Origin of the sequence: Pseudoduganella aquatica, assembly GCF_009857595.1 — a bacterium.
Lineage (GTDB): Bacteria > Pseudomonadota > Gammaproteobacteria > Burkholderiales > Burkholderiaceae_D > Rugamonas > Rugamonas aquatica_A.
The window spans coordinates 40516-66289 of the sequence record NZ_WWCU01000035.1; the positions used below are offsets into that span (position 1 = coordinate 40516).

The following is a 25774-nucleotide window of genomic DNA, read 5'->3' on the forward strand; positions in this document are numbered from 1 at the left end:
TTCAACGACCAATTTTTTAGCGACTCCCCGCTGGTGTCGGACGCCGATGCGCTTGTCCGCGCTCGAGCTGCTCGCACAGCGACCGGCGACGATGTGGCAGGCGCGCGCTATTTTTGCGCCGGCAACCAGCCCGTGACCATCTATTGCCGCAAGCGCCCCCTGGATTGGAGTGACGGTAGCGACACCGCCGCCCCGGTCGCCTCAACCTGAGGACACCCGTCCCGAATCGGGACACCCTGTCCCTAATCAGGACTACCCTGACGCGTCACCCACGCGTGCCGCACGCGTGAGCGCGGCATGCTGCTGGCGCTGGCCGACCAGGCGCCGAATGCTCGCGAGGTTTCGCGAGGACTCTCGAGGGAGCCGATGGCGGAAAAATTTCCGGCATCAACACCCGCCGGGCGCCAGGCGCAACCCATACTGAACCCTTTCGATACCCTTCGCCAAGCCTTCCCGGATGAGCGCGAACACATCCGAACGCAAGTGAACGCACTGCGGCGGCAATGCGGGCGCAGTGCGCGCGCATGCCGGCCAGGTAACGCCATGGAACGCCAGCGCCGGCCGCGCAACACCGCCACCCTGCAGGCGGAACACATCCGGTTCCGGTCGGGTTCGCTCTGGGTACCTGTTGGGATAGTGCACGGTCTGCGCGGCCCCCCAGGAGGAACATGCTTCTCCTAAAAATTTAGGGCAAGCTGTCCGCACGCTGCTGGCACCGTGCATGCCCGGTGCTGGCACCGTGCTGGGCACTGCCTTGGCAGTGCTTGGACTGTGTGTGATGGATGCGCCGGGATGGTGGGGGGATTTAAATGCAGCGCTTAGTGTCCTCGGCATTGCTATTCGTAAATTCATCCTTATATCCTGGGGCACCACAGGAGCCTCTATGACGCAAACATTCCACGCAGACATTGATAAAATTGCCAAAGAATTAATTGAGGCTCACGCTTTAACATTTCGGGAAGAAGACCCCCAAATCACAGACCCGCTGACCCGCTGGCTAGACTATCGCTTACGATACATTGACCCTCGCCCTCGCGATGTAGTGCGGTCAGTCGGTTTCGACTCACGCCTACCGGCAGCGGTTCTGCCTGCCTTGGAAAATTTTATTCGCCAGAGTGAAACGGGAGCGGACCTCAATCCGTACCAGACAACAAGCATCAAACGTAACGATTCAAGTGGCAGGAAGCGCCAACTTCGTACAGACGGCCTCTGGGCAGATTGGAAAATTCATCACGTGCACCTGACCGAGAAACCTACCTCTAATGGCAATGAATTTTCTGCAAGGTCCGATTGGCTATTGTTTTTTGTCACCTTTCCAGAGCATTTGGCCTTAATCGACGTGCGTTCTCACAACGAGCCTGGAATTTTCCAAGCTATCGATTTAGTGGAGACGGTGGTTCGAAACTGGCCCGAGTTCGCCCGCAACTTCGCGTTTAAAGGCATAGCGGGCTTAGCCCGCAAACCACCTACTGACGCGCAGTCAGTGAAGCAGTTAAGAGCAGCGGGGGTTGTTCAATTTTTGGAAGTTGATGGGACAGTGTACATGCCGTTCGGGTTTGGGGTTACGACAGCGGCCACATCAGGCCAAGTATCGCGGATAAGCATACGTGTAAATGCATTGGCAAGCCAGATTGAAGATTTTTTTACCAATCCTGCTAATGAGCCGGTAAAGACCTTACAAAGTGCCGGCGTGCCAAATCCCATCTTCGCGCTGGAGGTATCGCCTAGAGGGAAACTATCGGTCCTCTGCGCGGAAGCTGCAACACGATGGCCATTCCCAAACTTACCCAACCCACAAGACGCACGCTCGGAGTTAGAGCAGTTGTTCTTGCCAACTTGGGCCGGGATGAATTTGGTTCAACATCGTGCAGTATTTGTTCAGGAGTAACAGGCTCAACTCTTTTCTACAGCTTGATGTGGCTAAATGCTGGCAGGCTTCACCACCCCCAGGATGTTGGCGCGAGATACTGAGTATAGCCGCGCCAATGCGCTGACGCTTTCGCCGGCGCCGTACTTGGTGATGATGTCGGCGCGTTGCTCGGCGGTGGTCTTCGACGGACGGCCGAGCGTCTTGCCCTCGCTCTTCGCACGCGCCAAGCCGGCTTGCGTGCGCTCAACCAGCAAATCCCGCTCCATCTCAGCCACGGCCGCCAGCATGGTCATCATCATCTTGCCCGCCGGTGACGTCAGGTCCAGCTTGCCCAGCTGCAGCACGATGACGGCAATCTTGCGGGCGGCCAGCAGCTTGACGGTGGCGCCGACATCCTGCGCATCGCGGCCCAGGCGGTCCAACTTCGCCACCACCAGCGTTTCACCGTTCCGTATCTGCGCCAGCAGCGCGGCGAACTCCGGGCGCTCGCTCGCGCTGGTCTTTCCGCTGATGGTATCCGCATACCAGTAATCGACCTGGTGGCCGGCCGCTTCGATTTCCATCTTCTGGTTGTCTGCGGTTTGCTCTTTGGTGCTGACCCGGCCGTATGCGAAGGTTGCCATGATGATTTCCTGTCCAAGGGTGTTAGAAAACACTGTTAGAATATATCCACATGTTAGAAATAGCAAGCCCTATATTTCCAACATTGATTTGTGTTGATGTTTGTAGATGTTGGAAATCGTTCGTTTTCTAACATGCAGCTATTAGTGATAAAATTTCAATATGGCAATTAACGTATATGAGGCAGTAGGCCAGCAGATGGCCGAGCGGAATTTTGCCCCTTCGAAACATATCGCTTAAAGGAGAGAAACGATGGGAGCTAAGGAAGATTTACTAAACGACCTTTGCCTTGGAGATTCTTCTGGGGGCATCAGGCGCCTTCACGAATCGCTGCTGGATGCAGGATTAAAGTATAAGGGGCCAAGTAATAGTCGAACCTTGCTCTATTTTTTCCGTCTTGACGGCCATGAGGTAGGAGTCGCCGCGATGAGAGGCAGTCCCTTACCTAGTGTATTGTCCCTTCCCTCCAGATTTTGGAACGAGCGGCCCGCTTTGTTGACGGCGCGCGGCAGAGGCGCTGCACACTATGCAGAACCAGAGCGACCGATATCATCCAGTCAATATTCTGCCGCACAGTTCTTGATTACGTCGGGTAGCATCGATGTGCTCATATCGATTGTTCGGGATATAGTTATTCCAGAGGCTCGTTCTGCGGTTGAGTTTGGCGCCCCGATTTGAGTTCGCCGAAGGCGCTCACTTTCCTCGAAGGCGCTCACATAATTTAATGAGCACCTTCGGCGGTTTTTGAGCATCTTCGGCAATCGGTGGCTCATAGCTGCCAGGTCCAGCCCTCTTTCATGCCGCCCTTGACTGCCAAAATGCCCAGCGACTTTTGCGCCCGCCGCACCGTCGCCCAGGAATAACCAGCACCGTCCGCATCTACCTTGATTTGGCGGGTGGGCAGCGGGCCACCCGCCAGCAAGCCGCGCAGGAACTGCTCGGCGTCCAGCTTCTCGCCTCCATCGCCAGTGTCGTCGTGCTCCACGTCGCCCAGGATTTCCCGGGCCGTGCCATCAATGACGCCTTCCCATACCGCGTGCGTCGCCTCGATGCCGCCGGCGATGGCCACCAGCTCCAGCGAATAGGCCACGCCGCCATCATCCGGCGCAATGTTCGACTTCGCCCTGGCCATCACGCGGCGGTTGCTGCCTTCCTCCTTCGCCGTCACCAGCACCATGCGCGCCAGCGCGCCGAATGCCTGGGAGCCGATAACCCTATCCTGCGGTGCCTTGCCGGCGCCGCCCTTGGCAAAGTGCGTGATGCCGATAACCGCGCAGCCGTGGGCGTCGGCAAAGTCCACCACCGCCTGCAGGCTGCGGCGCACGTCGTTAGCCCGGTGCATGTCGCCGGCCACAGCCGACACGATGGGGTCTATCAGCAGCAGGCTCACGCCGCCGATGGCTTCCGCCGCGCGCCGCAGGTCGGGGATATCCTGCGACGGGTCGAACGGCACGCTTTCGCCGTCCTGGGCGATGCCCTCGATGAAGTGGCAGCGCGCCAGGTCGGCGCCGGAGGCAATCAGGCGCGGCACAAGGGTATCGTCCGCCACATCCTCACTCGACCAAATCAGCACATTGCCTTTGCCATTGCACAGCGTGCCGTCCGGCCAGCGGCCGCCGGCGGTCAGCACCGCAGCCAGGGCCAGCGCTAGGGTGGTCTTGCCGGTACCCGCCGCGCCAGCCAGAATGGTCAGCTTGCCGGCCGGCACCCAGCCCGGCCACAGCCAGGTGATGGGCAGCGGCTTGATGTCGGCGCCGCAACGGATTTTCACCACTCGTTCGCCGTGCTGCATGGCGCGGTTGAAGGGGCGCCCCGTTTCGCCCTTGCTCTCCAACTCGATTCGGGCGGCGCGCGCGGCGTCGTCTTCCTTGCTCAGCGTGAAGCCGGCCATGTGGCCATCGGTGTGGTCGTCGGCCATCATGATTCCGCCAGTTTCAGGAAGGCCGTGCGGCTATGGTCGCTGTCCACCAGCAGCAGCCGGCGCGGCCGGGCCTGATACAGCCGGTCTGACAGCGTGCGCAGTACGCCGTACCTGGTCGAAGTGCCCGGGAACAGAAGCACGACGTCCAGGCCGGCGACGGCGCGGCACTCCAGCACCGTAGGCAAGTTGGCCGGGTCGATTTCGATGGCATTGCGCTTGGGCGGCAGCATCCCGATGCCAAGCCACAGCACGCCGCCCACCGGCGCCAGGCCATGCACTGCGCGGATGCGGGCCAGTTCAGCAAGAGTCGTCATGGCGCGTCTCCTTTGTCGCCCGCTCCCACCAGGCGAATGCCGGGCGCGGCGGCCAGCTTCGACAACGGGAACATCCTGGCCACCATGTTTGCGTATTCCACGATGTCGGCGCGCCATTCCGGCGCCGTGGCGCGGTAGCGCGCGACCATGCGCCTTTCTTCATTGGTCAGCGTGTCGGGCACCAGCGCGAGCGCGAGAGCCCCTTCCTTGGCTGGCGTCTTCATGCTGCACCACCTTCGAGATAGATGCCGACTGCCTCGTCCTCAATCAGCGATGCGTTGCGCAGCGCGCAGGTGGCGAAGCAGCTGGCCGCATTCACGGCCTGAACGGCGGCCTGCGGCAAACCCTGCATGCCGTCCAGGCGCTCGCAAAGAGCAAGCAGCAGGATGCGGATATGGGCGGCCTGCATTTCGATAATCTCAGCCTGGGCGCACATCCCCTTGACGTCGACCGCGCCCGGCTCCGCGCTCGTTTCGGCATGCACCGCGAGGGCGGCCGTGATGGTAGCGCCTCGCTCGTTCGCTCTGGTCATGCCTTCGCCGGACACGCCGGCCGCGTCCAGTTGGGCGTGCACCTTCGTTTTCTGCTCGGTGGTCATGGCGTTGAGCATGGACTTGATGATGGCGTCTGCGTGCTGCAGCTCGGTCAGCAACTGGGACGTGGCGGCCGGAGCGGCGCCGGTGGTGGCCCGGGCGCTCATTTGGCACCTCCCAGGACAACGCGCATGGTTTGGGTGCTCCGACCCCAAGAGTAATCCTTGATGTGGTCTTCCTGCATGTCGAAGCCGGCCATGCGCGCCACGCCGCGCGCGAACATGGCGCCGTCAATGAAATGGTCATGCACGCTGCTGGCGGCCTTGCGGTCAGCGGCTCGGATGCCATCGCAGTGGGTCTGCCACCAGGAACGCAGCCAGAGCATGTGCGAACAGAGCGCTTCGACTTCCTCGCGCATGAGCTGGGCTTCGGTGATGCCGGGCGGGTCGATGGGGGCAGCGGTGGCCAGCGGCATGACGCTGGTGGCGAGCTGGTGCGGGCGTGCTGCTGGGGATGATGTTGGCGCGGTGCTTGCGCTGGACGTGCGGGCAGAATTAGCCATGGTGGACTCCAATATGCAGTTGATAAACTGCACACCTCGTCGCCAAACGGGGTGAGCAGCAAATGGTGGGGTTGGCGAACCGGTGCATACGGAAACCGGCATACCCGAAGGTATCCCCACCACTGCCGCTCATAGAGGACGCAATGGTGCAACGGACGAAAAAATACCGCCTGGGGGCGGTTGTCCGCCATACGCTTCCCGAGTCGCCAAACCCGTGCCCCTCTTTGTCGGGACATACTTAGGATAGGGCGACGACCGACAGGGCGTCAAGGCTTTTTTCATCCCGCAAATTGTAGCATTAGTGAGAGAAAATGTTCATAATTGGCAACACTTCTATAAAGGCGCTAAATGAACGTCAACCCTAGAGATATAAGCCTCAAACTGACATCGTCAAGGCCCTCGCATGAACTGGGGGAGCCATGGGAATTAATTTTGAGGATAGAGAACGACACGGATAAGCCACTGTGGATTGCATCTCCCACGACTATCTTTACCATGCCAGCGGAGATAACTCATCCGACCGAGCATTCCTCTAACGGACGGTGGTCATCTTTTCCGACCATAATTACTGAAACAGGAACCGTGTGCATTCATCCTAAGTGTGAGTATTTTTGTACTTGGAGACTGAACGCGAGGCAACCTCGCCCCTCATTCTTCAATTACTTGAGCTGGAATATTTTCTCACAGCCCGGCACATACGAAATTTATTGCAGTGTCCATTTTTGGGACGTTCAGCCTGATTTTGAAGCACTTACAGCAGCCCACAATCCACAACCTGGCGGTCCTGACATAAAAGAATTGAGAAAAAGGCAGGCCGAGGAAGTTAATAAAAGCATCAGTAAGACTACGAGCAGCAAGCTAGAAGTGGTGACGAAATCTGCTGTTATACTTGCATCCGCCGGGGTCGGCGGAGTATTGGCTTTTCTGTTTAAGCTTTGCTACGCGCTCGCAAATAACGCCGCCGTGCCTAGCTTACTCTGGACCTTGCCATCCTATGTACTAACCGCAGGGATTGCGAGTCTCCTGATATCCCGCATAACAGAGGCAAAGTTTCCACTGACCGTCAAAGTCATGGATTTTTGGGGTGGCACTGCATTAGGAATATTGGCATCAATTTCAGGTGACTATTTCCTTCAATCGGTCTTCAAATCGATACTCAGCAAATAATTTTGCGCTAGTCGTTAAGGATGGGCAAAACGCAAACATGATTCATGCATTTGCCTGCTGTCGCACTCCAACCGCCTTACCAGCGAAGCGCAGCGCTTTCGGTCGAATCACATTGGCTCAGTGTGCCAGCAATAGATTGGGAGCGTCGAGCTGCGCCCCAATTTAGACGCCAAGTACGCCGCCGGCGAGAGCGTCAGCGCACTAGCCCGTATGTACGCGGTATCGCGCGCCAATATATTAAACGTGGTTAACGTTTAAAGCCTGATGATCAAATCGAGGGAAGTTGTTTTCAAGACTGTTATTTGGCTCATGCCAATCAACAGACTCCTTCCCGGTAACCGATTGAAAATCTTGCTCTGTTTCTAGAGGGGCAAAGTGAGGGGGGACACTTGCTTTCACCGAACAAAGTAATCGCATATTCAACGGCGCATCCAAATTAATGCATTTAACCCGCACTTCTAAGCCGCAGTCGCGATTTGCGAGTAACACACCAAGGTCTTTCGCATAGTATTTTGGGCAATACCCTAGCAGAGATGCTGGTTTATTTGAGCGCACAGCGATGGCTAAACGGTCGAAATCGTTTTGACTGTCGTTCATAAGATAAAGTCGCTCGCCCTTTTCCATCTCCCCAATCTGCTCAATAATAGCTTTCGGCATATGCGACAAGCTACGTACAAAGAATTCAAGCTGGTACTGTCCGTCAACCGTCACTGCTGGCGGCTGGAAAAGTTCGATAGAGTCAGTCCCCCTGATGCCACCAGTGAGCGCAAGCATTGCCATGGGATTGTCGGCGGCGTCCGGCAGTCCCAACCAGCGCAAATAATCCTTGAACTCAGGGCGAGACTTGCTAATCAGCCTATTAGCAAAAAGAGGGAACAGCTGCGGCGATTTGTAAACGGAGTCTAGCTGAGACATACCGCTAAATGGGCGAAACTGCTTAGCTCGATAAACCCCTTGGGTGTAGGAGAAGCAGTAAATCCCGTTTGCATTTTTAAGTTTTGCCACCGGAATCCATTCTTTAGAGTCCGGTTGTTGCCAGGCGACGAACAATGTATTCATCATTGGATTTTCAAACTAAGTAATCTATCAATATTGGCCAATAGCAATTTAGCCGTAAACTCTCTCGCTACTGCTGACATATGCTCTTCCGGGACCATTGAGATGACTTCGCGAATCTTCTGCTCGTCAATTGCCGCGAGTCGTCCCTGCCAGGCTAAGCCCGCAACCGGGTCCATCTTGCAAGCCTGCTCAAATAATTCTAGGGTTTGGTACGCCTTGACCTTAACATCCACTGGTGCCGGTGGGTAAAACGCTGACCTCGCCCTGCGCACGTAAGCTTCCATTGACTGGCCCTTGTCTCTCGTCGCAAGGATTGCTTGCCGTTTATCATCCTTCTCATTCCTGCCGAGACTGGAACCGTGGTCATACGATGGCGCAAGGTAGAGATTGCCCTCCGCGCTCATGATAATCCCCCAGTTCTGTGAGTGCCGGTCCTGATTTGCTATCCATGCATCGAATAACAAATAGCCAACGAACACCCCTAGAGCCGAGTCTACGCCGTTTATCGGCTGATATGTATACGGTACGGCAATGACATCTGAACTTCTTTTGAGAAATTGAAATGCGCGCGTAGCGATGTGGCTTCGTTGCTCGTAGTAGCGGAGGTTTTCATCGTTGGATGCCCGAGTCACTTTCCCCTCGATGAGCTCATTTCCATGGATGAGACGTTCCTTCTTTGACACGAGTGATGGCGTAATGACTCCACAGCGGTCCTTCCAAGTCGCCAAGTCATAGTGGGCATGCGGGATGCCGAGCAGCGCGGCAAATTCTGCCGCAAGCTTCTCCGCCCAATTTTCTCCGGTGCCAGGCCGGCCCTCTTTGAACAATATTCGTTGACGCCGCTCGTCTGAGTACCAGAATTTAAATTTGGTGCCCATTTGCTCGGATAGTTCGGCAGCATCTGCAGGGACAATCACTATCGGAAACATTGCACGGGCTCCCGGCCGATGGATAGGGTTTGATGAGGCGAAATTGCCTACACAGTGCCTACACACTATCGAACAACAAAAAGCCCAGTCGCTAGGACTGGGCTAAGTGCTTGATTCTATTGGTGCCGACTGCCGGTTTCGAACTGGCCACCTGATGATTACAAATCAACTGCTCTACCAAATGAGCTAAGTCGGCGTTGCGCGAGGATTATACGCTATTTGATACGCGTGAGGGTGGGGCGTCCGCCGCCTTTTTTGGGCGGTTCGCCGCCGTCGTCGGGACCGTCTTCGCCATCAAGCGCAGCCGGGCGGGCCTGCGGCGCCGGGGTCGGCACCGGGGCCAGCGTGGGCACGCTGGAGACCGGCGCCAGCGGCGCCGGCGCCGGTGCGGCCGGGGCCGCTGGCGCGTCGTCGTAGCCGCCCAGTTGCGGCTCGAAGGCCATGCCCTGGCCGTTTTCGTTGGCGTAGATGGCCATCACGTTGTTGACCGGCACGTAGATCTCGCGCGACACGCCGCCGAAGCGGGCGTGGAAGCGGATGCTGTCATTGTCCATCTTCAGCCCGGAGGTGGCGCCGAAGCTGATGTTGAGCACAATCTCGCCCTTCTTGACGTATTCCATCGGCACCGTGGTGGTGGCGTCGACTTTTACCGCCAGGTAGGGCGTGTAGCCGCTGTCGGTGCACCATTCGTAAATGGCGCGCAGCATGTAGGGCTTGGTGGAAATCTCGGACATGATCAGCGGCGCATCACCTTCTCGGACGGCGTCAGCGCTTCGATGTAGGCCGGACGCGAGAAGATGCGCTCGGCGTACTTCATCAGCGGCGCGGCGGTCTTCGACAGCTCGATGCCGTAGTGGTCCAGGCGCCACAGCAGCGGGGCCACGGCAACGTCCAGCATGGAGAACTCGTCGCCCAGCATGTACTTGTTCTTCAGGAACAGCGGCGCCAGTGTGGTCAGGCGGTCGCGGATTTCCGCGCGCGCCTTGTCGTGGCTCTTGTCGTTGGCCTTGGCGCGCTCGCTTTCCAGCGTGTGCACGTGCACGAACAGTTCTTTTTCGAAGTTGAACAGCATCAGGCGGGCGCGCGCGCGCATCAGCGGATCGGCCGGCATCAGCTGCGGGTGCGGGAAGCGCTCGTCGATGTACTCGTTGATGATGTTCGATTCGTACAGGATCAGTTCGCGTTCGACCAGGATGGGCACCTGGCCGTAGGGGTTCATGGTCGAAATGTCTTCCGGCTTGTTGAACAGGTCGACGTCGCGCACTTCGAAGTCCATGCCTTTTTCAAACAGGACCAGGCGGCAGCGTTGCGAGAATGGGCAGGTAGTACCCGAGTAGAGAACCATCATTTTTGTAGTTCCTTAGAAACAAAATGGGATGCAGCCGAAAACGGCTCACCCCAGAACGCGCCCGCCACGCGGGCGGCGCACAAAACACATAGCCGGCCCAGGGCCGGCATGCTCACTTATTTGACTTCCTTCCAGTACGATGCGTTCAGTCGCCAGGCCAGCAGCGCGAAGCCCGTCAGGAAAATCAGCACCCACACGCCGAGGCGTTTGCGGGTCTGCGCGGCAGGCTCGGCCATCCACTCCATGTAACCGACCAGGTCCGCCACTTGCGTGTCGAACTCCAGTTTGTTCAGAGTGCCGGGCTTGACCTGCTCGAAGCCGACGAATTTATGCACGCTCTTGCTTGGATCGTGCGGATCTTTTTCTTCCGCGAACTTGGCCACCTGCACGCCTTGCAATTCATGCAATACGTGCGGCATCGCCACGTTGGCCACCATCAGGTTGTTCCAGCCGTTCGGGCGGGTGTCATCCTTGTAGAAGGTGCGCAGATAGGTGTACAGATAGTCGCCGCCGGTGCCGCCCGGGCCGGCTTTGGCCCGCGCGATGACCGACAAATCAGGCGGCACCACGCCGAACCAGGCCTTGGCATCCTTGGCCGGCATGGCCGTGGTCATCATTTCGCCCACTTTTTCGCCGGTAAACAACAGGTTGCCCTTGATCTGCTCCTCCGTCAGGCCGAGGTCCTTCAGGCGGTTGTAACGCATCGAAGACGCATTATGGCAGTTCAGGCAGTAGTTCACAAACAGCTTGGCGCCATTTTGCAGCGCCGCCATGTTGGTGGAGCGGTCCGGCGCCTTGTCCAGCGGGTGGCCGCCTTCGTTGGCCAGGGCCAGGCCTGGCACCAGCGCCAGGATCGCGAGCAGTTTCTTTGCAAAATTCATATTCTTGTCCTTTTGTGCTGTGGTCGGCGGATCAGTGCGGATGGAAAGTCACGCGGGATGGCACAGTCTTGAACTGGCCCATCGCGCTCCACCACGGCATCAGCAGGAAGAAGGCAAAGTAGTACAGGGTGCAGCACTGGGACACAATGGTGCCGACCGTGCTGGGCGGCTGGGTGCCCAGATAGCCCAGGGTGATGAAGGACAGGCCGAACACCAGGTACACGTATTTGTGCCAGTCCGGACGGTAGCGGATGGACTTCACCGGCGAGTGGTCCAGCCACGGCAGGAAGGCCAGGATCACGACGGAACCGCCGAAGAACACCACGCCCCAGAATTTCGCGTCCAGCACCGACGGCAGCATGCCGACGATGGCCACCAGCGCAATCACGGCGATAACCGCCTTGGTCATGAAGGCCAGGCGCGATTTCAGCCACAGGAAGGCCACGTAGGCGGCCACGGCCACCATCAGCACCCACATGAAGTCGGCCGTGGTGGCGCGCAGCACCGAGTAGAACGGCGTGAAGTACCAGGTCGGCGCGATGTGCAGCGGGGTCTTCAGCGAGTCGCCCGGCAGGAAGTTGTTGTATTCCAGGAAATAGCCGCCCATCTCAGGCGCGAAGAACACCACGGTCGAGAAGATCAGCAGGAAGACCGACACGCCGAACAGGTCGTGCACGGTGTAGTAAGGGTGCGATGGAATCGAGTCGACCGGGTGGCCGTCCGGACCCAGGTTCTCTTTGACTTCGATGCCGTCCGGATTGGACGAGCCCACTTCGTGCAGCGCGATCAGGTGTGCGGCAACCAGGCCCAGCAGGACCAGCGGAATGGCGATCACGTGGAAGGCGAAGAAGCGGTTCAGGGTGGCGTCGGACACCACGTAGTCGCCGCGTATCCACAGCGACAGGTCGGGGCCGATCAGCGGAATGGCGCCGAACAGGTTGACGATCACCTGCGCGCCCCAGTAGGACATCTGGCCCCATGGCAGCAGGTAGCCGAAGAAGGCCTCGGCCATCAGGCACAGGAAGATGGCGAAACCGAACAGCCAGATCAGTTCGCGGGGCTTGCGGTAGGAACCGTACAGCAGGCCGCGCGTCATGTGCAGGTAGACGATGATGAAGAAGGCGGAGGCGCCGGTCGAGTGCATATAGCGCACCAGCCAGCCCCACGGCACTTCGCGCATGATGTATTCCACCGAGCCGAAGGCCAGGTTGGCGTCCGGCTTGTAGTGCATGGTCAGGAAGATGCCGGTGACGATCTGCAGCACCAGCACCAGCATGGCCAGCGAGCCGAAGATGTACCAGAAGTTGAAGTTTTTCGGGGCGTAGTACTTGCCCCACTGGTCATTCCACAGCTTGCTCAGCGGAAAGCGGTCATCGACCCAGCCCAGCGCTTTTTGCGCGGCCGGAGCGTTGGCGGGGAGTTTCGTCTCTTTGAAAGCAGCCATGGTTTATGCCTCGCCTTTCTCGTCTTTGCCGATCACCAGCTTGGTGTCGCCCATATACATATGGCGTGGAACCTGCAGATTGTCCGGCGCCGGCTTGTTCTTGTAGACGCGGCCGGCCATGTCGAAGGTCGAACCGTGGCATGGGCACAGGAAGCCGCCTTCCCAGTCGTCCGGCAGCGAAGGCTGCGGTCCCGGGGTGAATTTCGACGACGGCGAGCAGCCGAGGTGGGTGCAAATGCCCACGGCGACCAGGATTTCGGGTTTGATGGAGCGGTGTTCGTTGCGGCAGTATTCCGGGGTGAACTCCTCGGGATTGCGCTTGGAGTCGGCGTCGGCCACTTTGCCGTCGGTCTTTTTCAGCGACGCCACCATTTCCGGCGTGCGCTTGAGGATCCAGACCGGCTTGCCGCGCCACTCGACAGTGCGCATTTCGCCCGGCTGCAGCGTGGAGATATCGACTTCGACAGGTGCGCCGGCCGCTTTCGCTCGCTCGGACGGCTGGAAAGTGCTTACCAGTACACCGGCGGTGGACAGTCCAACCACGCCACCTGCCGCGCATGTTGCGGCGATCAAGCCACGACGGCCAGAATCGACCTGCTTATCGTTACTCATACCAAACCCCAATCATCAAATTGCGAAATAGTTATTATGCGTTAACCAAGCTTCCAGCAACCTTCGATTATAGGTGAAGCCAAAACCGTTTTAAAGCGAAACGTTGCATTTGTCTAAATTCCGCCCCAACACGATCGCCTTAGACTATCGACCAGTTGCTAAAAAACACGTTATGATCAGCCACACAACATAGCAAGGAGTACACCATGGGCATGATGCAGGAATTCAAAGACTTCGCCATGAAGGGCAATGTGGTCGACCTGGCGGTCGGCGTGATCGTCGGCGCGGCCTTCAGCAAGATCGTCGACTCGCTGGTGCAGGACATCATCATGCCGCCGATCGGCAAGCTGATCGGCGGACTGGACTTCGCCAACTACTACCTGCCGCTGAACGGCCAGGCCGCCAGCCTGAGCCTGGCCGAAGCCAAGAAACTGGGCGCCGTGCTGGCGTACGGTAACTTTCTGACCATCCTGTTAAACTTTGTCATCCTGGCGTTCATCATCTTCCAGATGGTGCGCCTGCTGCAGAAAGCCCGCAAAGCCGAACCCGTCGCGGTGGAGGCGCCGGCGCCGACCGCCGAGGACATCCTGCTGCTGCGCGAAATCCGCGACGCACTGAAAAAATAAGCCGGACGGCACGCAGACCGTCCCGGCGGCAACCCCAAGGGCGGTGACATGCGACGACTGTGGTTATTGTTTGCTCAGGTGGTGACCGTGGTCCTGGCGCTGTACTTCGTGCACAGCGCCATGCGGCCGGACTGGCCCGGCCTGCCCGGATGGTCCGGACTATCCGGCGGCGCGGCCCCGGCGCCGCAGTCTGGCGCCGCCCGCAGCGCCTTACTCGGCGGCAATTCCCCGCCCTCCCCCGGTTCCTACCGCGCGGCCGCCGCGCTGGCCATGCCGGCGGTGGTCAACGTGCTCACCACCAAGGCCCCGCGCCGCAAGCATCCGCTGACGCGCGACCCCTTCTTCAAAAAATTCTTCGGCGACCGCGACCGTGACGGCGACGAGGACGACCAGTCCAGCCTGGGCTCGGGCGTCATCGTCAGCGCCCAGGGCTACATCCTCACCAACAACCACGTGGTGGACGCCGCCGACGAGATCCAGGTGGTGCTGGCCGACGGCCGCAAGGCCGCCGCCAAGGTGGTGGGCACCGACCCGGAAACCGACCTGGCCGTGATCAAGGTGGACCTCGACAAGCTGCCGGTAATCGTACTGGGCCAGGCCGACCAGGCACGCGTGGGCGACGTGGTGCTGGCCATCGGCAACCCCTTCGGCGTGGGCCAGACCGTGACCATGGGCATTATTTCCGCCCTGGGGCGCAACAATCTGCACATCAACAACTTTGAAAACTTCATCCAGACCGACGCCGCCATCAATTTCGGCAACTCGGGCGGCGCGCTGATCGACACCAGCGGCAAGCTGCTGGGCATCAACTCGGCGATTTACTCGCAGACCGGCGGCTCGGTCGGCATCGGCTTCGCCATCCCGGTCTCCACCGCGAAAACCGTGATGGATGCCATCATCGCCTCCGGCCACGTGGTGCGCGGCTGGATAGGGGTGGAGTCGCAGGAGATCACACCCGAGCTGGCCGACAGCTTCGGCCTCAAGGTGCAGACCGGCGCCATCATCGCCGGCGTGGTGCGCAACGGCCCGGCCGACAAGGGCGGCATGAAGCCGGGCGACATCCTGCTGTCGGTCGAAGGCAAGACCGTGGCCGACACCAACGACATGCTGAACCTGATCGCCCAGCTGCCGCCGGGCGAAAAAGCTACAATGCGGGTGCTGCGCAAGAGCCGCGAGACGGAGCTTGCCATCACCGTGGGCAAGCGCCCTGTTTCACGCTAACCATCCCTATCCCCTATGCACCTGCGCGACCTGAAGAACTACCTCACCGAACTGGCCGACAACAACAACCGCCCCTGGTTCATCATGAACAAGCCGCGCTACGACATCCTGCGCGAAGAATTCCTGGAGGTGGTCACCCAGGTGATCGCCGAGCTGGGCAAGTTCGACCCGGCGGTGAAGTTCTGCAATCCGAAGAAGGCCATGTTCCGCATCAACCGCGACGTGCGCTTCGCCCACGACAAGAGCCCGTACAAGACGCGCTTCTCGGCCGCCATCGCGCCCAACGACATGCGCCGCCCGTCCAAGGCGGGCGGCCCGACCTATTACTTCCAGCTGGACGGCGAAGGCCGTTTGCTGTTCGGCGCCGGCGAGTACATGCCGCCGCCGGAGCGCACCAAGGCGCTGCGCCGCCACATGGTGGAAGACGCGGCCGGCTTTTCCAAGGCGCTGAAGAACAAGGCGCTGAAGGCGCGCTACGGCACCATCCAGGACGAAGGCAAGCTGCAGCGCCCGCCCAAGGGCTTCGACGCGGACCATGAGCACATCGAGTTCATCAAGCTGAAAAGCTTCTTCGTGTGGACCGAGATGCAGCTGGACCTGAACAAGCCGGACCTGCTGCTGCCACTGATCGCCAACGGCCTGAAGGACGCCTACCCCCTGGTGACCTGGATGCGCTCGGCCAAGGTGGAAGAAGAAGAAACCGAAGCCTGAGCGGCTTCCCGCGCCAGCCACTGCTCGATAAACTCCACGCACACCCGCACCTTGGCCGAGGTGGACAGCCGCGACGCGAACACGGCCCACACGTCGGCCGGCTGCGCGTAGGCCGGCAGCACCCGTTGCAGCTCGCCGCGCGCCAGCGCCGGCCCCACGTCCCACACCGAACGCAGGATGATGCCGTGGCCGTCCAGCGCCCACTGGTGCACGATCTCGCCGTTATTGGCCGATAGCGCCCCCGCCACCTTCACCGCTTCCACGCCGTCCGGGCCGGCCAGCAGCCAGCGTCCAACGTCCTGGTCGCGCTCGCGGATGACGATGCAGCGGTGCTGCGCCAGCTCGGCCAGCGTGGCCGGCGCGCCGTGCCGCGCCAGGTAGGACGGCGCCGCGCACAGCACCCGCTGGTTGGCGGCGATGCGGCGCGCCATCAGGTGGGGCTCGTGCGCCTCGCCCACGCGGATATCAAGATGGAAGCCTTCGCCTATCAGGTCCACCGGACGGTCCAGCAGTTCCAGTTGCACCTCCAGCGCAGGATAGCGCAGCGCCAGCGCCGAGATGGCGGGCGCCACGCGGTTGCGGCCGAAACCGGAGCTGGTGCAGATGCGCAGCAGGCCGCTGGGCGCGCTCTGCCCGCTCGAGACCGCGTCGCGCATCTGGTCCACGTCCTCCAGTATCCGCAGCGCCCACTGCAGCACCACGCCGCCCTGCTCCGTCACGGCCACGCTGCGCGTGGTCCGGTGCAGCAGCTTCACCTGCAGCGACTGCTCCAGCAGCGCGATGCGCTTGCTGACATAGGCATTCGACACGCCCAGGGAGCGGGCGGCGGCGGCAAAGCCGCGCTCGCGCACCAAGGTGGAAAACAGGCGCAGATCGGCCAGCAGGGGTTGATTGTTCACGATGTGTGCACGCCGGGATTACGAATCAGCCGATTATAGCGCTGCCGATTAACGCTATGCTGGATCCCACATCAACCGGAGGATCCATGAAAACGCACCGCATCGCAGTCATCGCCGGCGACGGCATAGGCCAGGAAGTCATGCCGGAAGGCCTGCGCGCCGTCCAGGCCGCAGCGCGCAAGCACAAGCTCGCGCTGGAATTCACCACCTTTGAATGGGCCGACTGCAGCTACTACGCCCGGCACGGCAAGATGATGCCGGACGACTGGTTCGCCCAGCTGAAGGACTTCGACGCCATCTACTTCGGCGCCGTCGGCTGGCCGGACACGGTGCCCGACCATGTTTCGCTGTGGGGCTCGCTCATCAAGTTCCGCCGCGAGTTCGACCAGTATGTGAACCTGCGCCCGGTGCGCCTGATGCCGGGCGTGCCCTGCCCGCTGGCCAACAAGCAGCCCGGCGACATCGATTTCTACGTGGTGCGCGAGAACACCGAGGGCGAATACTCGTCCGTGGGCGGCCGCATCTTCGAAGGCACGGAGCGCGAAACGGTGCTGCAGGAGGCGGTGTTCACGCGCAAGGGCGTGGACCGCATCCTGAAGTACGCCTTCGAGCTGGCGCAGAGCCGCCCGAAAAAACACCTGACCTCGGCCACCAAGTCCAACGGCATCGCCATCAGCATGCCTTACTGGGACGAGCGGGTGAAGAAAATGGCGGGCGAGTACCCCGAGGTGCGCTGGGACCAGTACCACATCGACATCCTGGCGGCGCGCTTCGTGCTCAGCCCCGAGCGCTTCGACGTGGTGGTGGCCTCCAACCTGTTCGGCGACATCCTGTCCGACCTGGGGCCGGCCTGCACCGGCACCATAGGCATAGCGCCGTCGGCCAACCTGAACCCGGAGCGCGTGTTCCCCTCGCTGTTCGAGCCGGTGCACGGCTCGGCGCCCGACATCGCGGGCAAGAACATCGCCAACCCCGTGGCCATGATCTGGTCCGGCGCGCTGATGCTGGACTTCCTCGGCCAAGGCGACGCCGCCCAGCAGGCCGCCTTCCAGGCCGCGCAGGGCGACATCATGCGCGCCATCGAGACCGTGCTGGTGGATGGCCCGCGCACGCCCGACATGGGCGGCACGGCCAGCACCACCGACATGGGAAAGGCGGTGGCCGCGCTGATTTAAGTGCCTTAATTTGCAGTTCATGTCGCCGAATTGGCAGTTCGTCGCACTCCGGTGGAGTGCCGCCGTGTGTTTATCTATAGTTCACTCAACGCAAACGCAAACACACACGCAGCACCCACCAGACAAGGAGAAACATCATGAACATCGCTAAAAACATGGAAGCCATCTTCATCGCCGCAGTAGCCCTGGCCAGCGTCGCCAGCTTCGCTACCGCCGCCGTGCCGGTGACCGCACCGGCCGCTCCCGCCGCCGTGGTGGCCAAGGCTCCCGCCGCCGCCATGCCCGTGGTGACGATTACCGCCAAACGGCTGAGCGCCGCCGAAAAAGCAGCGCTCGCCAACTAACGCAGTATCTGCCCAGCAGGCAGCACACCACTTCCACGGAGCACGCAATGAACAACTTTATCAGCGCAACGATGATGGCAGCCACCCTGTACGCGGCGCACGGCGCCACCATCGCACAGGAGATGGCCAGCGAAAGCCGCCGCATCGATGCGCGTGCCGTGAAGGTGGTGCTCGACGGCGTCATCAGCCTCAATGTCAAGCAGGGCGCGACCGCCTCGCTGGTGGTCAGCGGCGACAAGCGCTACCTGACCAAGGTGACTGTGGTGCAGAACGGCGACACGCTGCGCATCGGCACGGAACTGAACGGCGTGCAGCTGCACAACCACCAGCTGCGCGCTGAACTGACGCTGCCCAATCTGCGCGAACTGGTGTCGGCCGGCGTGGGCTCGGCCGACGTGAGCGGCTTCACCGGCGACGAAATGCGCCTGGCGCTCGAAGGCGCGGGCGCCGTCAACGTCACCTCGCGCTACCGCAACGTGAACGCCAGACTGACCGGCGTGGGCAGCATGCACCTGAACGCCGGCGAGGCTGAAACAGTCGGCCTGGATTTGCGCGGCGCGGGGCAGATCGTGGTCAGCGGCCAAAGCAAAAGCCTGAACGCCAAGCTGGGCGGCATCGGCAGCCTGGACGCGCAGCAGCTGCGCGCCGACAGCGTGGACGTGGACCTGAGCGGCCTGGGCGGCGCCACGGTGTACGCCAAGACCAGCGCCAATCTGCGCCTGACCGGCCTGGGTTCGGCCACCGTGTACGGCAAGCCCGCCAACCGCAGCGCCAGCGCGCGCGGCCTGGGCAGCGTGGCCTGGAACTAGTGCGCGCCGGCGGCCGGCAGCATCACTTTACCCAGCTGTATCAGGGCCGGCCCGAGCAGCACCATCATCAGCGTGGGGAAGATGCAGAAGATCAGCGGGAACAGCATCTTCAGCGCGATCTTCGCCGCCGCCTCTTCCGCCATCATGCTGCGCTTGCCGCGCAAATTCTCCGCATGCACCCGCAGCGAGTCGCCCATGCTGGTGCCGAAGCGCTCGGACTGGATCAGCATGGCCACCAGCGTGTCCACGTCCTCCACGCCGCTGCGCAGCGCCAGGTTGCGCAAGGCCCGCTCCTTGCTGAAGCCGGCCCGCATTTCCATCAGCACCAGCTGCAGCTCCTGCGCCAGCACCACGCTCTTGAGGTGCACCTCGCCGGCCACCTTGGCCAGCGCGCGCTCCAGGCTCAGGCCCGCCTCCACGCACACCGTCAGCAAGTCCAGCGCGTCCGGCAGATGCTCGAAGATGTCGCGCTGGCGCGCGGCGGCGGTGCGCGCCAGCAGCACGTTGGGCAGGTAGTAGCCCAGCGCCGCTGAACCCAGCAGCGCGGCCAGCCAGCCGCGCCCCACGGCGCCGCCCGGCGCGTCCGCCGACAAGGCCCAGGCCAGCACGGCCAGCAGCGCCGGCAACAGCAGCGACAGCAGCGTCTTGGCCGCGAAGTACAGCGTGGGCGCCGAGGCGTGGCGCCAGCCTGCCGTCATGAAGCGGGTGCGCAGCGGCGAACGCTCCCAGCCCTCCTCCGGCAGCGACAGCCGCACAAAGGGCTGCGCCACCTTGGCCGCCTTCTCCACCCAGCCGGACGGCGCGTCCACGCGGCTCTCCGGCAGCGCGTGCGCAGCCAGGCGCTGGCGCAGCGCGCCGGGGACCAGCAGCGCCATGGCCGCCAGCGCCACCAGCGCCACCACCACGAAGACCACCAGCAGGAACAGCAGGTGGTTCAGGTCCAGTGCCGGCGCGTTCACAGGCGTATCCTGATCAGCTGGCGCATCCACAGCAGCCCGGCCAGCATGGCCCCGGCGCCGTACCACAGCATTTTCACGCCGCCCGGGTCGGTCCACAGCACGCTGCTGTACTCGTAGCTGGTGAGCGACATCATGGCGATGGCGCCCAGCGGCAGCAAGCCCAGTATCCAGGCCGACATGCGGCCCTCGGCCGTGAGCACGCGGATCTGCCCCAGCAGGCGCAGGCGGGCGCGCACCATGCGCGCGATATTGCCCAGCAATTCAGCCAGATTGCCGCCCGACTCGCGCTGGATCAGCACCGCGATCACCAGGTAGCGCAGATCGGTCAGCGGAATGCGCGCGCCCAGGTTGTGCAAGGCTTCGTTCATCGGCACGCCGTAGTTGATCTCCTCGTAGGCGGTGCGGAATTCGCTGCCTATGGGCTCCGGCATCTCGTTGCCCACCATGTGCAGCACGTTGGCGAAGGAGTGGCCGGCGCGCAGAGCGCGGCTGAGGAAGTCCGCCGCCTCGGGCAACTGCTCCTGCAGCCTGGCCAGGCGCGCGCTGCGCGCCCGGTATAGCAGCAGCGCCGGCGCCAGCAAGGCCGCCGCGAGGGCCAGCAGGTGCGCGGGGCGCGGCAGGCCGGCCAGCGGCGGCGCCACGGCGGCGGCCAGCAGCAGCCCGGCCTGCACACCCAGCAGGCGCGCCACGCTCCAGCCCATTCCCGCCTGCAGCAGCAGCCGGTCCAGCAGCACCGCCAGCGGCAGCAGCCGGGGACGCCGCAGCAGCGCTTCCAGCCAGGGCGCGGCGCTGTAGCGGCGCTGCTTGAGGATGGTGACGCGCGGCGCCAGGGCGCCGTCCTCGCCGCGCGCGGCCATCAGCTCCAGGCGGCGCGCTATGCGGCGCGCGCCGCCGCCGTGCGTGCCGGACCACCAGAGCCAGGCGCCCTCGATCAGCAGGATCACGGCGGCGAACAGCAGCACGGCAAATGCGGAAAAGACCAGGTCCATGGCAGCTCCTGTGAAGGGACGGACGGCGTGCTTACTCGTAAATCTTGTCCGGGTCGAAGGCGCTGTCCGGCACGGCCGCGCCGAACATGCGCAGCCGGTCCGCAAAGCGCGGCCGCACGCCGGTGGCGCGGAACTGGCCCTGCACCTTGCCCTCGGCGTCCACGCCGGTTTGCTCGTAGCGGAAAATCTCGTGCATGGCGATCATGTCGCCCTCCATGCCGGTGATCTCCTGCAGGCTGACCAGCTTGCGCGCGCCGTCGGTCAGGCGCGACACCTGCATCACCACCGTCAACGCCGAGCAGATCTGCTGGCGGGTGGCGCGCGGCGTGAGCGTGAGCCCCGCCATGCCGACCATATTCTCCAGCCGCGACAAGGCGTCGCGCGGCGAATTGGAGTGGATGGTGGCCAGCGAGCCCTCGTGGCCGGTGTTCATGGCCTGCAGCATGTCGACCGCCTCGGCGCCGCGCACCTCTCCCAGGACGATGCGGTCCGGCCGCATGCGCAGCGCGTTGCGCACCAGCGCGCGCTGCGTGACCTCGCCCTTGCCCTCGATATTGGGCGGCCGCGTTTCCAGCCGCACCACGTGCGGCTGGCGCAGCTGCAGCTCGGCCGCGTCCTCGATGGTGACCACGCGCTCGCTGCCGGGAATGAAGCCGGACAGCACGTTGAGCAAGGTGGTCTTGCCGCTGCCGGTGCCGCCCGAAATAAGGATGTTGATCTTGGCGTGGCCCAGCGCCTCCAGCACCTGGACCATGGGCGGGGTGACGCTCTTGTAGGCCAGCAGATTGGCCATCGTCAGCGGCTGCACGGCGAAGCGGCGGATCGACAGCATGGGACCGTCGATCGCCAGCGGCGGGATGATGGCGTTCACGCGCGAGCCGTCCGGCAGGCGCGCGTCCACCATGGGGCTCGATTCGTCGATGCGGCGCCCCACGCGCGAGACGATCTTCTCGATGATCTTCATCAGGTGGGCGTTGTCGTGGAAGGTCACGCCGCTCAGTTCAAGCCGGCCTCCCCGCTCCACATACACTTTGGCCCAGGTGTTGACCAGGATGTCGGACACGCCGGCGTCCGCCAGCAGCGGCTCGAGCGGGCCGAAGCCCAGCATCTCGTGCTGGATGTCGAGCACCAGGCGGTGCCGCTCCTGCTGGTTCAGAACGATGCGCTCGTCCTCGATCACGCGCTGCACCAGCAGCGCCAGCTCGTGCTTGAACTGCTCCGGCGTGAGCCGCTTCAGGCGCTCCAGGTCGATGCGGTCCAGGATGGTCTGGTGCATGGTCTTGCGCAGCGCCTGGTAGGCCGCGTCGGGCAGGCTGCCCATGGCCCCCGGATGCAGGCCGACCACGCCGGCGCTGCCCCTTGTTTCGTCGCCACTGGCCAGGCGTTCGCGCAAACTCATGATCTTCTCCTCGTATGGGTTACAGGTCGAACTAGAGTTCAGACTCGCTGCGGCCGAACAGGCGGTCGAACAGGCCCTTGCTTTCCGGGACGCGGCGCGCCGCCACCACTTCCACCAGGTCGGCCAGGCTGCGCGCCACCGGGCTGCTGCGCGAGAGCTGCAGCAGCGGCACGCCCTGGTTGACCGAATCGGTGGCGGACAGGTAGTCGTTGGGCACCGTGTGCATCACCTCCGCGCCCAGCGCCTGTTCCAGGTCGGCCAGGCGCAGCTTGCCGCCGCGCTCGTAGCGGTTGACGATCAGGCGGATGCGTTCGCCCGGATAGCCGAGCGAGCGGAAGATGTCGAGCAGGCGGCGGCCGTCGCGGATGTCCGGCAGCGCCAGTTGCAGCACCGGATAGATGGCGTCCGCGCTGTCGAGCGCGCGCAGCGAGATGGCGTCGATCTGGCGCCCCACGTCCAGCACGATGTAGTCGTAGTGCTGGCGCGCCACGCGCATGATGGCGTCCATGTGCTCCGGCTTCATGGTCCCGGCCTGGTGCGGATCGTCGGCCGCCGCCAGCACGCCGAAATTGGGCGTGACGTGCACCAGGCAGGAATCGAGGAAGGCGCCGTCCATGCGCGCGATCTGCGCGCAGATGTCGGACAGCGTCATGGCCGGCTTCTGGTCCGACACGTACAGGGTGGCGTCGCCGAACTGGCCGTGCAGGTCGATCAGCAGCACCTTGCGCTCGGCCAGCACCGCCAGCGCGTAGCCGAAATTGGTGGCCAGGAAGGTGGCGCCGCTGCCGCCCTTGCAGGAGATGAAGGCCAGCGCCTTGCCGTCGCGCATATGGGCCACGCCGGTCTCCACCTCGATGCGGTCCATCGCCTCGTGGAAGGCGCGGTGCACCAGCGGCAGCGGCAGCACCTCGCGCATGCCGGCGCGCATGGCGCGTATCAGCAGCTCCTGCTGCGGCCCGCGCGTGAGCAGCATGCAGCAGGCGCGCGGATAGTGCTTGACCAGGCGCTCGACCAGCTCGGCCTCCTCCGGCGCCACCTCGCTGGCGTCGAGTATCACCAGTTCGGGCGCCTCGGCCAGCACGCGCTCGACCGCGTCGCGCAGGCCCAGGCGCGAGGCCACCAGCTGCACCGCTGGCATGCGCGCCGATCCCTGCGCCGCCACTTCGGCGTGCAGCAGATTGTCGCGGCTTATGATCAAGGCTTTCATGGTCATTCCTTCCTCAAATGGTGCGCCGTGTCAGGGAGGCGGCGGGGCAGGCGCGGCGCACAGCGCGCTGCCCGGCTGGTATCCCAGCGCGCCGGCGCGCGCCGTGGAATCCGAGGGCGGCAAGGCCAGGCCTTGCCAGTCCATGCGCGGCAAAGGCGGCAGCAGCGGCTGGAACGGCACCGGCTGGCAGCTGGCTGCGTCGGCCGGGCTGCAGATGCGGGCGCGCACAAAGCGGATGCAGTCGCTGCCGTTCGGGTTGCGCAGGCAGTACAGCAGGTTCAGCGCCGGGCACGGCGCGCGCGCGCCCTGCGCTACCGGCTGCAGCGCGCCGGCTGCGTCCTGCCACAGGTACTCGATGCGCAGATAGCTGCCGTCGACCGGCGCTCCCATCGCCAGCGCACCGGCGCCGGCGCGCAGCAGCGCGCGCTGGCGCAGCTGTTCCATCGCCGCCGCGTCGTTGTAGTCGGTGACGGCGGCGGCGCGCACGGCGGCGCGCGTGACCGCCTGCAGCGTGTTCCACAGATAGACCAGGCGGGCGCACTCCAGCAGACCGTACATCACCACCAGGAACAGCGGCAGCGCGAGCACCAGCTCGACCAGCACGGCGCCGGCCGCACGGCGTTCAGTTTTCATAGCGCAGCACCACGTCTGTCCGCAGCAGCAAGCCGTCGTGGCCCAGCAAAAAGCCGCTCAGGCCATCCCACTGGGCGGCGCGCACGGTGAGCAGCATGCTCACCCTGATACGCTGCGGCAAACTGGCGGCGACGCCGCAGGCGGCATCGCACACCACGGCCAGGCTCAGGTCCGAGGTGTCGACATGCTCGCTCTCCAGCTGCGCCAGGACCTGGGCCCGCACCGCCGCCTCCGCCTGCTGATAACTGGCCACCTTGCCCATCTGCAAGCGCGGCAGCGACGCCATCCGGCTCGCCGCCGCGTAGGCCGCTTTTTCCAGCAGCATCTGCTGGCGCATGGCGCGCCCCACCGTCAGCACGCAAGGCGCGACCCAATACGTCAGCAGCAGGATCAGCGCCAGCTCCACCAGGATGGCGCCGCGCGCGCGGCCCCTGCGCAGCGCCGTCTTCATCGGTACAGCTCCACACTGCCGCCCAGATCGTTTTCATCGGCCACGCCGATAAATTCGCCGTACACGCCGGCCGGGCTGGCCTGCGCCGTCATCAGGAAGCGGCCCAGCGCCAGGGCCGGCGCCTGCGTGTCGGCGCCGGGCGCCACCGGGCATTGCAGCAGCGGGATCGTCAGCACGCGCCGCCCCGCCAGGGCGGGCTGGGACGGCGCCAGGAAATAGCTGCCGCTGGTGCGGAAATACGGCGCCGTCGCCGTGTACGTGGGGGCCGATGGCACCGGGCCGGCAGTCACCGGATACAGGAAGGGCCACTGGCTGCGGAGGATGGCCGCGCCGCCCGCAGCCTGTTTGGCGGGGCCGTATGTCCACAGCGGGCCATACGCGGCCGCATCGGCCGGGCCGGTGGCGCGGTCGGCCACGGTGTTGTATTTCTGGCCGGCCGCTGCCACGGCCGGCTGCGCGCTGGGGCCGGTGGGCGCCGGCACCATCCAGGTCGCGGCGCTGGCCGTGCCGGATTCGCGCACATTGGTGTCCGGCGGCGCGCTGGCCGGCTCGCAGGCCAGCGCGCCGGCGCCATACATGCCGAAGCGCGAATTGAGCTGCTCGCTCAGCGTGAAGCCGGCCGGGCGGCGCAGCCTGAGCGTGGCGCCCGTGACGCGCGGCAGCTGCACCGTGCCGCTGCACATGAACGGCGCCAGCACCGCGTCGCCGGTCTGCTGCACCGGCCCCGGCGCGGGGCCGGCATACTGGAAAGGATCGACCAGGAAGTATTCCGCCGTGGTGGTGTTCACCTCGGCGTTCAGCTTGAGCAGGTTGTAGGACACGCCGTAGCGGAAGCCGTATGTCAGCAGCTCCTGCGCGCCGGCGCCCACGCCGGTGGAGGCGGCGCCGGGATTGATGCGCGTGGTGCTGGCGCCCCCCATGGCGCAGATGGCCAGCGGCGTCACCTGCGCCCGCGCGCGCCCGGCCACGGCGCGGCCCGCCATGGTCAGCTGCCCGGCAACGCCGGCCATGCGCAGGAAGACGGTGCTGACCGCGCCCGCGTCCAGGTCCCTGGTGTCCACCTTGGCGTAGGCCACGCCGGCCGGCGAGA

General features: G+C 63.2%; 29 protein-coding genes and 1 tRNA gene. 8 read left to right on the plus strand and 22 right to left on the minus strand.

What is annotated here, in order from left to right; all coding sequences use genetic code 11:
* Positions 1-721: 721 nt before the first annotated feature.
* Positions 722-1888, plus strand: a complete 1167-nt coding sequence (locus tag GTP77_RS23485; protein ID WP_161074586.1) for a hypothetical protein — start codon at positions 722-724, stop codon at positions 1886-1888.
* A gap of 32 nt (positions 1889-1920) precedes the next feature.
* Here the strand turns inward: GTP77_RS23485 and GTP77_RS23490 are convergent, their stop codons facing one another.
* From GTP77_RS23490 to GTP77_RS23515, 6 genes are all read right to left on the minus strand, one after another.
* On the minus strand, positions 1921-2493 hold the full coding sequence (locus tag GTP77_RS23490; RefSeq protein ID WP_161074587.1) for a recombinase family protein: 573 nt from the start codon (positions 2491-2493) through the stop codon (positions 1921-1923).
* Positions 2494-3260: 767 nt separating this feature from the next.
* Entirely contained in the window at positions 3261-4412 is a 1152-nt protein-coding gene (locus GTP77_RS23495) for an AAA family ATPase (protein WP_229202319.1), read from the minus strand.
* Positions 4409-4726, minus strand: a complete 318-nt coding sequence (locus GTP77_RS23500) for a hypothetical protein (protein ID WP_161074588.1) — start codon at positions 4724-4726, stop codon at positions 4409-4411. Before GTP77_RS23500 ends, GTP77_RS23495 begins: the two co-directional genes overlap by 4 nt.
* Positions 4723-4950 (minus strand): hypothetical protein, encoded by a 228-nt coding sequence (locus GTP77_RS23505; protein ID WP_161074589.1) that lies wholly within the window; start codon positions 4948-4950, stop codon positions 4723-4725. The genes GTP77_RS23500 and GTP77_RS23505 overlap by 4 nt, the downstream gene beginning before the upstream one ends.
* Positions 4947-5426, minus strand: a complete 480-nt coding sequence (locus GTP77_RS23510) for a hypothetical protein (RefSeq protein ID WP_161074590.1) — start codon at positions 5424-5426, stop codon at positions 4947-4949. The genes GTP77_RS23505 and GTP77_RS23510 overlap by 4 nt, the downstream gene beginning before the upstream one ends.
* Complete coding sequence (locus GTP77_RS23515; RefSeq protein ID WP_161074591.1) at positions 5423-5821, minus strand: hypothetical protein; 399 nt, start codon at positions 5819-5821, stop codon at positions 5423-5425. Before GTP77_RS23515 ends, GTP77_RS23510 begins: the two co-directional genes overlap by 4 nt.
* 348 nt (positions 5822-6169) lie before the next feature.
* Here GTP77_RS23515 and GTP77_RS23520 point away from each other — a divergent pair, with 348 nt between their 5' ends.
* Positions 6170-6988 carry a hypothetical protein gene (locus tag GTP77_RS23520; protein WP_161074592.1) on the plus strand — a complete coding sequence of 273 codons (819 nt, stop codon included), beginning with the start codon at positions 6170-6172 and terminating at the stop codon, positions 6986-6988.
* A gap of 237 nt (positions 6989-7225) precedes the next feature.
* Here GTP77_RS23520 and GTP77_RS23525 read toward each other — a convergent pair whose 3' ends face one another.
* The 8 genes from GTP77_RS23525 to petA all read right to left on the minus strand — a co-directional run bounded on the left by GTP77_RS23525 (position 7226) and on the right by petA (position 13261).
* Entirely contained in the window at positions 7226-8050 is an 825-nt protein-coding gene (locus tag GTP77_RS23525) for an HIRAN domain-containing protein (protein ID WP_161074593.1), read from the minus strand.
* Positions 8047-8976, minus strand: a complete 930-nt coding sequence (locus GTP77_RS23530; protein ID WP_161074594.1) for a HipA domain-containing protein — start codon at positions 8974-8976, stop codon at positions 8047-8049. Before GTP77_RS23530 ends, GTP77_RS23525 begins: the two co-directional genes overlap by 4 nt.
* A gap of 120 nt (positions 8977-9096) precedes the next feature.
* Positions 9097-9172 (minus strand) — tRNA-Thr (locus tag GTP77_RS23535).
* Positions 9173-9191: 19 nt separating this feature from the next.
* Positions 9192-9710 (minus strand): ClpXP protease specificity-enhancing factor, encoded by a 519-nt coding sequence (locus tag GTP77_RS23540; RefSeq protein WP_161074595.1) that lies wholly within the window; start codon positions 9708-9710, stop codon positions 9192-9194.
* A 2-nt stretch (positions 9711-9712) separates the two neighbouring features.
* Positions 9713-10324 (minus strand): glutathione S-transferase N-terminal domain-containing protein, encoded by a 612-nt coding sequence (locus tag GTP77_RS23545; protein ID WP_050409980.1) that lies wholly within the window; start codon positions 10322-10324, stop codon positions 9713-9715.
* Between the two features lie 116 nt (positions 10325-10440).
* Positions 10441-11205, minus strand: a complete 765-nt coding sequence (locus GTP77_RS23550; protein WP_161074596.1) for a cytochrome c1 — start codon at positions 11203-11205, stop codon at positions 10441-10443.
* 31 nt (positions 11206-11236) lie between these two features.
* Complete coding sequence (locus tag GTP77_RS23555; protein ID WP_161074597.1) at positions 11237-12649, minus strand: cytochrome b; 1413 nt, start codon at positions 12647-12649, stop codon at positions 11237-11239.
* A 3-nt stretch (positions 12650-12652) separates the two neighbouring features.
* Positions 12653-13261: a ubiquinol-cytochrome c reductase iron-sulfur subunit gene (petA, locus tag GTP77_RS23560; RefSeq protein ID WP_161074598.1), complete on the minus strand. Its 609-nt coding sequence runs from the start codon at positions 13259-13261 to the stop codon at positions 12653-12655.
* A 206-nt stretch (positions 13262-13467) separates the two neighbouring features.
* Between petA and mscL the strand changes: the two genes are divergently transcribed.
* Genes mscL through GTP77_RS23575 form a run of 3 tightly spaced genes read left to right on the plus strand, consistent with a single transcriptional unit; the run spans position 13468 to position 15819 of the window.
* Positions 13468-13887, plus strand: a complete 420-nt coding sequence (mscL, locus tag GTP77_RS23565; protein WP_161074599.1) for a large conductance mechanosensitive channel protein MscL — start codon at positions 13468-13470, stop codon at positions 13885-13887.
* A gap of 48 nt (positions 13888-13935) precedes the next feature.
* Complete coding sequence (locus GTP77_RS23570) at positions 13936-15108, plus strand: S1C family serine protease (RefSeq protein ID WP_161074600.1); 1173 nt, start codon at positions 13936-13938, stop codon at positions 15106-15108.
* A gap of 15 nt (positions 15109-15123) precedes the next feature.
* A complete protein-coding gene (locus tag GTP77_RS23575; RefSeq protein WP_161074601.1) occupies positions 15124-15819 on the plus strand; it encodes a DUF2461 domain-containing protein in 696 nt (231 codons plus the stop codon).
* Here the strand turns inward: GTP77_RS23575 and GTP77_RS23580 are convergent.
* A complete protein-coding gene (locus GTP77_RS23580; protein WP_161074602.1) occupies positions 15759-16718 on the minus strand; it encodes a LysR family transcriptional regulator in 960 nt (319 codons plus the stop codon). The genes GTP77_RS23575 and GTP77_RS23580 overlap by 61 nt on opposite strands.
* Before the next feature lie 86 nt (positions 16719-16804).
* Between GTP77_RS23580 and GTP77_RS23585 the strand changes: the two genes are divergently transcribed.
* The 3 genes from GTP77_RS23585 (at position 16805) to GTP77_RS23595 (ending at position 19046) form a co-directional block, all read left to right on the plus strand.
* A complete protein-coding gene (locus GTP77_RS23585) occupies positions 16805-17893 on the plus strand; it encodes a tartrate dehydrogenase (RefSeq protein WP_161074603.1) in 1089 nt (362 codons plus the stop codon).
* Between the two features lie 137 nt (positions 17894-18030).
* Positions 18031-18237, plus strand: a complete 207-nt coding sequence (locus GTP77_RS23590) for a hypothetical protein (RefSeq protein WP_161074604.1) — start codon at positions 18031-18033, stop codon at positions 18235-18237.
* A gap of 47 nt (positions 18238-18284) precedes the next feature.
* Positions 18285-19046, plus strand: coding sequence for a GIN domain-containing protein (locus GTP77_RS23595; protein ID WP_161074605.1), 762 nt, complete (start codon positions 18285-18287; stop codon positions 19044-19046).
* Here GTP77_RS23595 and GTP77_RS23600 read toward each other — a convergent pair.
* The 7 genes from GTP77_RS23600 to GTP77_RS23630 form a co-directional block, all read right to left on the minus strand.
* Positions 19043-19990 carry a type II secretion system F family protein gene (locus GTP77_RS23600; RefSeq protein WP_187358824.1) on the minus strand — a complete coding sequence of 316 codons (948 nt, stop codon included), beginning with the start codon at positions 19988-19990 and terminating at the stop codon, positions 19043-19045. The genes GTP77_RS23595 and GTP77_RS23600 overlap by 4 nt on opposite strands.
* Before the next feature lie 11 nt (positions 19991-20001).
* Complete coding sequence (locus tag GTP77_RS23605) at positions 20002-20994, minus strand: type II secretion system F family protein (protein WP_161074606.1); 993 nt, start codon at positions 20992-20994, stop codon at positions 20002-20004.
* Between the two features lie 31 nt (positions 20995-21025).
* Positions 21026-22393: a TadA family conjugal transfer-associated ATPase gene (locus tag GTP77_RS23610; RefSeq protein ID WP_161074607.1), complete on the minus strand. Its 1368-nt coding sequence runs from the start codon at positions 22391-22393 to the stop codon at positions 21026-21028.
* Between the two features lie 31 nt (positions 22394-22424).
* Positions 22425-23600, minus strand: coding sequence for a CpaE/TadZ family protein (locus GTP77_RS23615; protein ID WP_161074608.1), 1176 nt, complete (start codon positions 23598-23600; stop codon positions 22425-22427).
* Between the two features lie 30 nt (positions 23601-23630).
* Positions 23631-24233, minus strand: coding sequence for a TadE family protein (locus GTP77_RS23620; protein ID WP_161074609.1), 603 nt, complete (start codon positions 24231-24233; stop codon positions 23631-23633).
* Positions 24223-24684, minus strand: coding sequence for a hypothetical protein (locus GTP77_RS23625; protein WP_161074610.1), 462 nt, complete (start codon positions 24682-24684; stop codon positions 24223-24225). Before GTP77_RS23625 ends, GTP77_RS23620 begins: the two co-directional genes overlap by 11 nt.
* A partial coding sequence (locus GTP77_RS23630) for a pilus assembly protein TadE (RefSeq protein ID WP_161074611.1) occupies positions 24681-25774 on the minus strand: 1094 nt, incomplete at its 5' end. The genes GTP77_RS23630 and GTP77_RS23625, both read right to left, overlap by 4 nt.